General features: G+C 70.3%; 7 protein-coding genes and 1 pseudogene. 1 reads left to right on the plus strand and 7 read right to left on the minus strand.

Going from position 1 to position 10428, the window contains the following annotated elements; all coding sequences use genetic code 11:
- Window positions 1-97: 97 nt before the first annotated feature.
- Window positions 98-289: a hypothetical protein gene (locus tag ACFWFZ_RS21395; RefSeq protein WP_387124371.1), complete on the plus strand. Its 192-nt coding sequence runs from the start codon at window positions 98-100 to the stop codon at window positions 287-289.
- Window positions 290-475: 186 nt separating this feature from the next.
- On the opposite strand, the gene ACFWFZ_RS21400 is transcribed toward ACFWFZ_RS21395, so the two are convergent.
- The 7 genes and pseudogenes from ACFWFZ_RS21400 to ACFWFZ_RS21430 form a co-directional block, all read right to left on the minus strand.
- On the minus strand, window positions 476-1300 hold the full coding sequence (locus ACFWFZ_RS21400) for an ABC transporter permease (protein WP_387124372.1): 825 nt from the start codon (window positions 1298-1300) through the stop codon (window positions 476-478).
- Window positions 1297-2298: an ATP-binding cassette domain-containing protein gene (locus tag ACFWFZ_RS21405; RefSeq protein WP_387124373.1), complete on the minus strand. Its 1002-nt coding sequence runs from the start codon at window positions 2296-2298 to the stop codon at window positions 1297-1299. The genes ACFWFZ_RS21400 and ACFWFZ_RS21405 overlap by 4 nt, the downstream gene beginning before the upstream one ends.
- Before the next feature lie 281 nt (window positions 2299-2579).
- The gene (locus ACFWFZ_RS21410; protein ID WP_387124374.1) at window positions 2580-4826 is read right to left on the minus strand and encodes an MMPL family transporter; all 2247 of its coding nucleotides are present in this window, start codon (window positions 4824-4826) and stop codon (window positions 2580-2582) included.
- 793 nt (window positions 4827-5619) lie between these two features.
- Window positions 5620-6456, minus strand: coding sequence for a DUF4097 domain-containing protein (locus tag ACFWFZ_RS21415; protein ID WP_387124376.1), 837 nt, complete (start codon window positions 6454-6456; stop codon window positions 5620-5622).
- A 76-nt stretch (window positions 6457-6532) separates the two neighbouring features.
- Window positions 6533-7066, minus strand: a complete 534-nt coding sequence (locus ACFWFZ_RS21420; protein ID WP_387124377.1) for a hypothetical protein — start codon at window positions 7064-7066, stop codon at window positions 6533-6535.
- A 305-nt stretch (window positions 7067-7371) separates the two neighbouring features.
- Window positions 7372-8919, minus strand: a complete 1548-nt coding sequence (locus ACFWFZ_RS21425; protein ID WP_387124379.1) for a serine/threonine-protein kinase — start codon at window positions 8917-8919, stop codon at window positions 7372-7374.
- 1044 nt (window positions 8920-9963) lie between these two features.
- A pseudogene (locus tag ACFWFZ_RS21430) lies at window positions 9964-10428 on the minus strand (fibronectin type III domain-containing protein); the annotation flags it as partial.

Here is a 10428-nt window from a genome sequence, read left to right on the forward strand (position 1 = left end):
CTGCTGACGAGTCGAGGCTATCCGTCAACCGGGGCCCGCTCCGGCACGATTCGGTGTCCTGTTTCGTCATCAGGCGACCGGGATCGGGGCCGAGCTCATGGTTGCCGGCCAGCTGTTCCAGCGGCGGCCCGGAGGCAGCGTCTTCCTCGTGACGGGCTCGGTCGGCGTCGGGAAGTGCGCGACCGGGGACCGCTGGCCGTCGTACGCCGTGACGGGGGAGCTGCGGACCGCGGTCGCCGAGGTCGGGAAGTTCCATCTGGAGCACGGCCGCCATCCTGAGGCTCCGTAGGATGCCGCCACGCCTCAGGAGGGCGTCGAGAAGACGCCGACGCCGTCCTCGGAGCAGGCTGCGGAGGCCCGGGCGCGGCGCGCCAGGGCGGCGGAGAGGGAAAGAGGCAGCAGGAGGGGCGGCTCCCCGTGGAATCCGGGAGCCGCCCCTCCTGCTGCCTGTCTCGCCGGGCTCAACACGTGACGGTCAACGCGTGACCTTGCGGTTGAAGACGGCGCGCGACCGCAGGTAGCCGAGAAGGGTGAGCGCCGTGCACCAGGCGAGCGCGATCCAGCCGTCGTTGCCGATCGGCGTGCCGAGCAGCAGGCCGCGCAGGGTCTCGTTGATCGGGGTGAAGGGCTGGTACTCGGCGAACCAGCGCAGAACGGTCGGCATGGACTCAGGGGTGACGACCGCGCTGCCGAGGAAGGGCAGGAAGGTCAGCGGCATCGGGGCGTTGGACGCGGCCTCGACGGTCTTGGCCGCCAGGCCCATCGCGGCCGTCATCCAGCTCAGCCCGAAAGACAGGAAGAGCAGCAGACCGATGGCGGCGATCCACTCGACGGGCGAGGCGTCGGGGCGGAAGCCCACCGCGAAGGAGGCTCCGATGATCAGGACGAGGATCACCACGGCCTGGATGACGCTGCCGAACACATGGCCGGTGAGAATGGATCCGCGCGAGATCGACATCGTACGGAAGCGGTTGACGATGCCTTCCGTCATGTCGGTGCAGACGGTGATGGCGGTCGTGATGGCGCCGGAGGTCACGGCCATCAGGATGATGCCGGGCACCACGTAGTTGGTGTAGTCGCCGCGGCCGGTGCCCCCGATGCCGGTGCCGAGCGCGCCGCCGAAGACGTACACGAAGAGCAGCAGCATCACGATCGGCATCATGACGATCATGACCGTCATCGACGGATAGCGCTGCATGTGCTTGAGGTTGCGGCGCAGCATCGTCATGGAGTCGCGCAGCGCGTACGAGCGGGTCGGCCTGGCGGACTTGGCGGCCGGGGAGATGGTGACGGTGCTCATCGGTTCGACTCCTTCTGGGCGGTCGCGGAGGTGGCGGCGGCGTTCTGCCGGCCGGTGAGGGTGAGGAAGACGTCGTCGAGGTCGGGCGTGTGCACGGTGAGCGACTCGGCCTGCACGCCGGTGGTGTCGAGGACGTCGAGGACGGCGCGGAGATTTGCGAGGGAGCCGTCGCTGGGGATCCGCAGGGTGAGCGACTCGTCGTCGCGGGTGGCGATCGAGAAGATCCCGGACGCCGCGGCGAGGTGGGCCTCGTCGGCGAATCGGAGGCGTACATGGCCGCCGGGGGTCTGGCGCTTCAGCTCGTCGGCGGTGCCCTCGGCGACCAGCTTGCCGTGGTCCAGCACCGCGATGCGGTCGGCGAGTTGGTCGGCCTCCTCCAGGTACTGCGTGGTGAGGAAGACGGTCACGCCCTGATCCGTGACCAGGTCCCGGATGAGCTCCCACATGACGCGGCGGCTGCGCGGGTCGAGGCCGGTGGTCGGCTCGTCGAGGAAGATGATGCGCGGCCGGCCGACCAGGGTCATCGCCAGGTCGAGCTTGCGGCGCATACCGCCGGAGAAGGTGGCGACGTTCTTACGGGCCGCCTCGGTCAGCTCGAACCGCTCCAGGAGCTCGGCGGCGCGGCGGCGGCCCTCGCGCTTGCCCAGGTGGTGCAGGTCGGCCATGAGGAGCAGGTTCTCCTCGGCGGTGAGCAGCCCGTCGACAGCGGCGAACTGGCCGGTGACACCGATCTGGTGGCGTACGGAGTCGGCTTCGTTGGCCACGTCGTGGCCCGCGACCTGCGCCTCGCCTCCGTCGGCGCCGACCAGTGTGGAGAGGATCTCCACGGTGGTCGTCTTGCCGGCGCCGTTGGGGCCGAGCAGGGCGAAGATCGTGCCCTCGGGGATCCGCAGGTCGATTCCGTCGAGCACCACCTTGCCGCCGTACGACTTGCGCAGGCCGCTCGCGGAGATCGCGGCTGAGCGCGTGGTGGTGGACACCTGGGTCGCGGTGTTCATGGTGGGCGGGCCCTTCTCTTCGGGGAGTCCGGGGATGGAGGGGGCAGCCGGTGGGCCGGCCGTCCGGGTGGCGCATGTCTGGCGCAACGCACTTGCTCCACGCTGTGCTCGTGTCGCCATAGTGGCACATCTATGGCGCCATTGCGAGTCGATGTGGCGCCTTTGTGTGTACTCATGCTGGCTACCCCTGTCTGACCTGCATGAATGCATGTGCCGACGGCGCCCCCGCGCCGACTGGGAGTCGGTACGGGGGCGCCGTCGTGGCGCCATACTGGGCTCACTCAGCCGACGAGGGTGCGCTCCCGCCCGGAGCGGGGTGCGGATCGCCCGAGCTTCTCTCCCTCGACATCCACCCGGGGCAGGATCCGGTCCAGCCACCTGGGCAGCCACCAGGCGGACTCGCCGAGCAGGGCGAAGAGCGCGGGCACGATCGCCATGCGGACGATGAAGGCGTCGAAGAAGACGGCGATCGCGAGGGCGAAGCCGATCATCTTGATGAAGTCGTTGTCCTCCACGATGAAGCCGGAGAAGACGCTCATCATGATGACCGCGGCCGCGGCGACGACCCGGCCGCCGTGGCGGAAGCCGTCGACGACCGCCTCGGCGGGGCGTGCTCCGTGGACGTACGACTCTCGCATCCGGCTGACCAGGAAGACCTCGTAGTCCATCGCGAGGCCGAAGACCACGCCGATCATGAAGATCGGCATCGTGCTCATGATCGGGCCGGTCTGCTCGATGCCGACGACATCGGCGAACCAGCCCCACTGGAACACCGCCACGACGGCGCCGAGGGCCGCGGCCACCGAGAGGAGGAACCCGAGGGCCGCCTTGAGCGGGACCAGGATGGAGCGGAAGACCAGCATGAGGAGGAGGAAGGCGAGGCCGACGACCAGGCCCAGGTAGGGCAGGAGCGCGTCGTTCAGGGTTTGCGAGAAGTCGATGAACATCGCCGTCTGGCCGGTCACGAGGATCGTGGACGCTGTGCTGCCCTCCAGGCCGCCTGCCGTGGCGCGCAGGTCGCGGACGAGTTCCTCGGTCTTCTTCTCGGTCGGGCCTGTCTTCGGGATGATGTTGATGATCGCGGTGTCGTTCGCCTCGTTGCCGGTGGCGGGGGAGACCGAGGCCACGCCTGGGTTCCGGCCGAAGACCTTGCCCGCGGAGTCGGCCGCCGTTCTGGCGTCCTTGGCCTGCACGGTGACCATCAGGGGTCCGTTGAACCCGGGCCCGAAGGACTCCGACAGCATGTCGTACGCCTTGCGCTGGGTGGTCGTCGTCGACATCGAACCCTCACCGGGCAGCCCGAGTTCGAGGCTCGCGGCCGGTACGGCGACCGTGCCGAGGCCGACCACGCCGATGAGCAGGACGGCCACAGGGTGGCGCAGGGCGTAGCCGGCCCAGCGGGAGCCCAGGTTGGGCTTGCTCTTCTTCTTCAGCTTCGCGGCGCGCTCGGCGGCCTTGCGCTGCCCGCGCTCCGACAGCGGCTTGACGGCGTACTGCAGGCGCCCCTTGCGGGCCATCACCTTGACCGGCGCGAAGCCGAGCAGGGCGGGGACCAGGGTGATCGCGACGAGCACGGCGACCGCGACGGTTCCTGCCGCGGCGAGGCCCATCTTGGTGAGCATCGGTACGTTGACGACGGCCAGTCCGGCGAGGGCCACGATGACCGTGAGCCCCGCGAAGACGACCGCCGAACCAGCGGTGCCGACGGCCCGGCCCGCGGCCTCTTCGGGGCTGCGGCCCTCGGCGCGCTCGGCACGGAACCGGGACACGATGAACAGGGCGTAGTCGATGCCGACCGCGAGGCCGATCATCATCGCGAGGGTCGAGGTGGTGCCGGACAGGCCGAGGGTGGAGCCGAGTGCCGTGATGCCGGAGATGCCGATGCCCACCCCGATCAGCGCGGTGATCAGCGGCATGCCGGCCGCGATCACCGAGCCGAAGGTCAGGACGAGGACGATCGCGGAGACCAGGATGCCGATCTGCTCGCCGGTGCCGCCCATCGCCTGGTCGATCCTCACGGCGTCGCCGCCGGCCTCGACGGTCAGGCCCGCCTTGTCGGCCTTCGCGATGGCCGCGTCGAACGCGTCGTGGGCCTCGTCGCTGACCTCCATCGCGGAGACCTTGTACGTCACCACCGTGTAGGCGGTCGTACCGTCCTTGCTGATGCTGACCTCGGGGGTCGCGTAGGGGTCCGCGGCGCCCACCACCTGCGGGGAGGACCTGCCCAACTCGGCTACAAGGCGGCCGACTTCGGCCCGCTGTTCGAGATCGGTGATCTTCTGGCCAACGGAGGCCCGGACGACGACCCGGGCGCTGGCGCCGTCGGCGCTCGCGTCCGGGAACTTCTCCGTCAGCAGGTCGAAGGCCTCCTGCGACTCGGTGCCCGGCATCGAGAACGTCTCGGCGGGCGGCGCCGGCGCGGAGGTGGCGGCAAAGCCCATGCCGCCGAATATCAGCAGCCAGAGCAGCAGTGTCACCCCCCGGCGCCTGAAGGCGAGGCGGCCCAGTTGGGAAAGGAACGTAGCCACGGTGGGACTCCCGTTGAATCGGTCGTGTGGTCGCTTGAGTGGTCGGCGATCGGCATCCGGGCAGCGCGACATGGCGCCATGGGGCAGCGCATGGCTGTGCCTGGCCGGGTGCATGAGTGGTGCCGGTACAGCGCGCGGGGAATGATCAATGCCCGCGCTGTGTCATGGTGTGAGCGTGGCGCCATGTGGGGGCCAGCCGGCGCCGTGGCTTCCGTGGGGCTGTCAGGGCCGGCGGCGGCTGCAGGGGCGAAGCTCGGCTGGCGCGCGGACGAAGCTCAGCTGGCGCGCGGCCTCGCGGCGGGCAACCGGATCCGTAGGGCGCTGCTCACGGCGGTCAGCCATGGGGTCAAGGCCTCCGCCACGTCTGTGCGCTCGGAGGCGTGCGCCGGTCGGACGGCGATCGGGGAGGGTCCGGCACGGCATGGAGGAGGATGGCGCGGGCGGCCTGGGCCGCTTGATCGGGTGATCGGGCCCCTCTCGACGTGTCCCGCCCGCAGGCCGATACGGTCATCCCGCCCGTCTGCGAGATCGACCTCGACGGGGTGGTACGGGACGCCGCCGACACCCTCGGCGAGTGCGTCGAGCTCCGTATCGTCGACCGGGGTCCCGGAGTCCCCGACGACGGCAAGGGCCGCGTCTTCGTGCCCTGGCAGCGCTATGGAGATGCGGGGCGGGCGTCGGCGTCACCATGGGGTGCCCACGCTGTGGGCGAGGCAGGCGTTCTTGGAGCGGTGAGCGGCTCCGGCCGTCTCGGGCCGGTGAGCGGCTCGGGTCCTCTTGGGCTGCGAGCGGCTCAGGCCCGGTGGATCACGATGTCGCCGGCGCTGGTCCGGCCCCGGACCTCGACCGTCTCCTCGGACGCCTGGGGCCCCTCCGCCGATCCGAGCTCGTTGCGCACACGCCCCGCCTTGGACCGTACGTCCAGCCAGGCCGCAGTCCCCTCGGCGATCCCGATCTCAAGCACCCCGGCCGAGGTCTCCAGGGTGATCTGCCCACGCACCACCTCGGCGAGCCGGATGGCGCCGCTCGCGGACTTGGCCGTGACGGAGGAGCCCGCGTGCTGGACGCTGACGGGTCCGTTGGACGAGCGCACCGTGAGCTCCCCGCGGATCTCCCCGATCGCGGTCTCGCCGTTGAGGTTCTTGATGGTGGCCGCGCCGTCGGCCCGGCCGAGCCGCACCCGACCCGATCCCTGGATGTCGGCCTCGCCCGTCACACGGTCCACGAGGACATCCCCATGGGGGGTCTTCAGCGTTACGGCCCCCGCCTCTTCCAGCTGGATGTCACCGGTGGCCGTCGTCAGGTGGCAGTTCCTGAACCGACCCTCGCCGACGAAGTCGCCGAGACCCGTCTTGCCGGTCAGGTCCGAGCCGGCGGGCAGTTCGACGGTCACATCGACCGAACCGACCTTTCCGAAGGGTGATCGACTCTTGGGGCCCTTGACCACGAGCTCCCCGCCCGCGCAGGTGACCTGGGTGGCCTCGGCGGCCTGTACGTCCCGCTCGTTGCCGGGGTCGCTCGGCATCACCTCGACCACGGTGTCGGTGCGCTTGCCCGCGATGAACCGGGCCCGCCCCATGCCGAGTTCAAGGGTGGCGGAGAGGGGCTCGGGGGTGTCGAAAGTAGGCATGGCTGAGCCGTCCTTTGGCTGTTGTGTGCTGTCAGGAGTACGTGTTGCCCGGGAGTGCGCGGTGGTGCGAGGTTGGCTAGCGCACCCAGCCGGTGAATCCCTGCCCGGCTGCGGGCGTCCGGGCCGAGCCGCCCGTGCCGCGGTTCGCCGTGGGTTCCAGGGCAGCGGCGACGGCCCGGACCAGCCAGGCGTTGACCGAGAGTCCTTCGCGGCTCGCGGCCTCCTCGACCCGGACCTTGAGCTGGGCGGGCGGACGGAAGTTGATGCGCGAGGTGGCGCCGTCCTCGATGTCCACCGGGGCCGGCGGCGTGGGCGCCGGCGGCGGCGCCACCGCCGGGGCATAGCCCTCGTCGAAGGTGTCCGGGGTCGGCGGTGCCGTGACCATGAACTCCGGGTCGAGCCCGCGCAGTCGTACATGGACCGAGCCCGGGGCCAGGTCGCGGGTGACCTCGTCCATCGCGTCGGACAGGGCGTTCAGCAGGGTGAGCCGGGCGGCCGACTCAAGCTGCGCGGTGAGCCGCTCGGCCAGGGCGCGGGCTTCGTCTCCGCCTGCCTCGGCGGCGACGCCGAGTTCGTGCCGGAGGTTGTCGACGTAGGGGGTGAGGTCCATAGCGCAATGATGACATCATCATGGCGCCACGGCAAGCTCGCATGGCGCCACGATGGTGCATGTCCGGATTCGACCCTACGACGTCCAGGACCCGGACGAGCGCGGGCGCGGTGCGGTCGCCCACGCCCTGACGCGTTCCTGCAGCACCGGTAACGAGTCATGACCCACAGCACGCGTTGGGAGCGATGGCCAGGTGGAGCAGAATCGGTGCCCGGCCGGACCCGAGTGGTGCCCGTGCAGAGCGCGGGCGGCGGACGACCCGACGAGAAAGGCGTTCACGGGGAGAACAGAAGACCCTTGGAGATTCACAGCATGGCCACCAGGTCATCGTGCGGCTGGTAATCCACGGAAACGCGGTCCCGCAGAAACGTGTGAAGGCGAGCTAGTTCACTGCGTGCCTGCTCATGCGTCGCGAACAAAAGATAGGTGCCGGCAATTACCTCGCCTGCACGACTCGCTTCCTCGGGTTCTGTGAAAAGTTGGTCGAGGGTGGAAGTCCCCTCGATGACACGAAACGCCACGGGTACCGCCGGCTCCGCACTCCTGCGGAGCGTGACACGGATGAGCCACAGCGGCTGCCTCTCGTGATGACCGGGTTCCACGCTGATGCGCTGCACCTGATCCCAGTTCGCACTCCACCGCTCTTTGCGCCTTTGGAATGCCAAACCACTTCTGGTAACCCTGACCAGACTTTCGAGTCGGACCCATGGCAGGATCACCCCGATCAACGAGATCGCCAGTCCGGGCATGACGGCCCCTGCCACCCCGGACGCATTCGTCGGTCCTATGAGGAGGAGAGTCGCCAGAGACACCGCCAGACCGGCGACAAGGGGCACCATGGCCGCATTTCGCATGATCGGTCGGTGGTTGCAGCGGACTTCCACGGAATCCGGCGCGACGGTGGTGGGTTGGTCTGCCCAGGGGGCTTGGCGTGAGTGGGTCGGTGCCGTCGGCGGTGTGCGCGGTGGTGTGGTCGTCGGTCCGAAGGTGGTGGTGGGGTCCTGCCGATCTGTGCGGGTTCGGTGGCCTGGAGGTGTTGTGGGGGTCTTGGCGTGCAGGAAGGCGCCGGCTTGCTCGACAGTCATCCGACGAGTGGGATCACGGATGAGGAGTGCGGTGATCAACGTGGAGAGCGGGGGGCTGCTATGGGAGGGCGGCAGGTCCTCGTGGAGGATCGCGCGCAGGGTCGCTGCCGTGGTGGTGCGGGCGAAGGGGGCATCGCCCACGACGGCGTGGTGGAGGGTGACGCCCAAGGCCCACGCATCGGCGGCGGGGGCGGGGTCCGCTCCCTCGAAGAGTTCCGGTGCCATGTAACCGGTGGAGCCGGCGACGCCGTGGCGGGTCAGACGGGTGTCGTCCACGGCGTGGGCGATGCCGAAGTCGAGAAGTTTCACCTCGTCGCCGGGCAGCATCATGATGTTGCTGGGTTTGACGTCCCGGTGGACCAGCCCGATGGAGTGGGCGGCCTGCAGTGCGGCGATCAACTGCCTGGCTACGGCGGTCACTCGTTCCTCGGACAGAGCGCCGTTGCGCTGGAGCACCTCCGCCAGCGAAGGCGCCTTCACGAGTTCCATGACGATGTAGACGGCGTCGTCCTGTGCTGTCGCCGGCACCAGGTCGTGGATGGCGACGATACCCGGGTGGCTGAGCCGGCCGGCCGTGCGGGCCTCGCGCAGCGCCCGCTCGCCGAACGTCGACCGCTCCCGGTCCGACAGCCCCGGCGGAACACGTAACTCCTTGACCGCCACCAGGCGGCCGATCAGCTCGTCCGTCGCCTGCCACACCACTCCCATCCCGCCCCGCCCCAGTAGTCCCTCCAGCCGGTACCGGCCCGCCACCAGCCGCTCCGTCATCCGCGAGCGCCCCCTCACTCCTCATGTGTCAACTGCCGTCAGACTGACGCCATGGTGATAGCCGGGATACCCGCTGGCGCCGCCCGGCAAGCGAAATGATGTATCGCGTAGTGTGCCGCCCGTGTCAGCCCCGCAGTGCTCGCCCTGCCCCTCGGCCCTCCGGTGCCCGTCGGGGCGGGCATGGACGCCGGTGGGCCGGTTCGGCCGTGCGATCGGCCGGTCGTCGGCTGCTCCGTCCGGCTGGGTGTTCCGCGGCACCCGTGCCACGGCCGTGTCCCGGGCCGAGACGATCGCGGCGCGAAGGCACACCGCCGCTTCCCTGCCGTCCGTGCGCCGATCCGGGTCCCGGACGAGGAGGCCCCCGATCACGGGGGCGAGCGAGGGCTGACGGTCCAGCGGTGCAGGATCGTCGTGGTGGACGGCCCGGACGGTGGCTGCGGTCGACCCGCGTTCGAAGGGGCTGTGGCCGGTGGCGGCGTGGAACCGGCCTTCCACCGGACGAGCCCGGCCCGCGGGACGATCCCGCACAGGCCGGGCGGAGCCGATCGGTGGTCAGTCGAACGGGATGGTCAGGACGGATCCCGTGCCCACCTGGAGGGTGGACGGACCGTTGCCCAGGGCGCTCCAGACCTCGACGCGGACGGTGCCGCCGTCCAGGTCGCCCAGGGTGCCCGACGCGGAGTGCGTCCCCTGCCGGGCGGAGGAGTAGTCCTCCCAGCCGGTGATCGGATCGGTGGCGAAGTAGCGGAACGTCTCGACACGGTCGAAGGTGCCGTCACCGGTCAGGTCGTAGGAGACCCGGGCCTGCTGGGCGTAGCCGACGTGGGTGCCGGCGTCGACCTTGAGGGTGAAGGCCGTGCCGGCGCCCGCCTTCAGGGTGCCGTTGACGTTCTTCACCTCGTAGGCGAGCGGGTTGTACGGGGTTCCGTCGCGGTTGGCGCCGCCTGCGGACGGGACGGTGTCCGAGGACCCGGCCGCGGCCGCCTGGGTGGTCAGCTGCCCGCCGGAGCGCAGGTAGAAGGTGTCGCCCGTGACCGGCGGGGGCCCGGAGGTGGTCACGGTCACGGTGCCGCTGGCCGGGCCGACCTGGTCGGCCGTGTCGCGGGCCTTGACGCTGTAGGTGTACGGAGTGCCGGAGGTCAGGCCGGTGTCGGTGTGGGTGGTGCCGGTGACCGTGGCGACCTTGGTGGCGCCGCGGTAGACGTCGTAGTCCTTGACGCCCTTGTCGTCGGTCGCCGCTTCCCAGCTCAGCTTCACCGAGCTGCTGGTCACGTCACCGGCGACCGGGGTGCCGGGCGCGCCGGGCGCCTCGTCGCGCGGCGGCGGGTTGCCGGTGGTGGTGACGGTCACGGTGCCGCTGGCCGGGCCGACCTGGTGGGAGGTGTCGCGGGCCTTGACGCTGTAGGTGTACGGGGTGCCGGAGGTCAGGCCGGTGTCGGTGTGGGTGGTGCCGGTGACCGTGGCGACCTTGGTGGCGCCGCGGTAGACGTCGTAGTCCTTGACGCCCTT

It is taken from the genome of Streptomyces sp. NPDC060232 (assembly GCF_042726555.1).
Classification (GTDB): Bacteria; Actinomycetota; Actinomycetes; order Streptomycetales; family Streptomycetaceae; genus Streptomyces.

Coding starts and splice junctions, on each gene's coding strand:
- ACFWFZ_RS21395 (WP_387124371.1), top strand. CDS start 98: ATGGTTGCCGGCCAGCTGTTCCAGCGGCGGCCCGGAGGCAGCGTCTTC.
- ACFWFZ_RS21400 (WP_387124372.1), bottom strand. CDS start 1,300: ATGAGCACCGTCACCATCTCCCCGGCCGCCAAGTCCGCCAGGCCGACC.
- ACFWFZ_RS21405 (WP_387124373.1), bottom strand. CDS start 2,298: ATGAACACCGCGACCCAGGTGTCCACCACCACGCGCTCAGCCGCGATC.
- ACFWFZ_RS21415 (WP_387124376.1), bottom strand. CDS start 6,456: ATGCCTACTTTCGACACCCCCGAGCCCCTCTCCGCCACCCTTGAACTC.
- ACFWFZ_RS21420 (WP_387124377.1), bottom strand. CDS start 7,066: ATGGACCTCACCCCCTACGTCGACAACCTCCGGCACGAACTCGGCGTC.
- ACFWFZ_RS21425 (WP_387124379.1), bottom strand. CDS start 8,919: ATGACGGAGCGGCTGGTGGCGGGCCGGTACCGGCTGGAGGGACTACTG.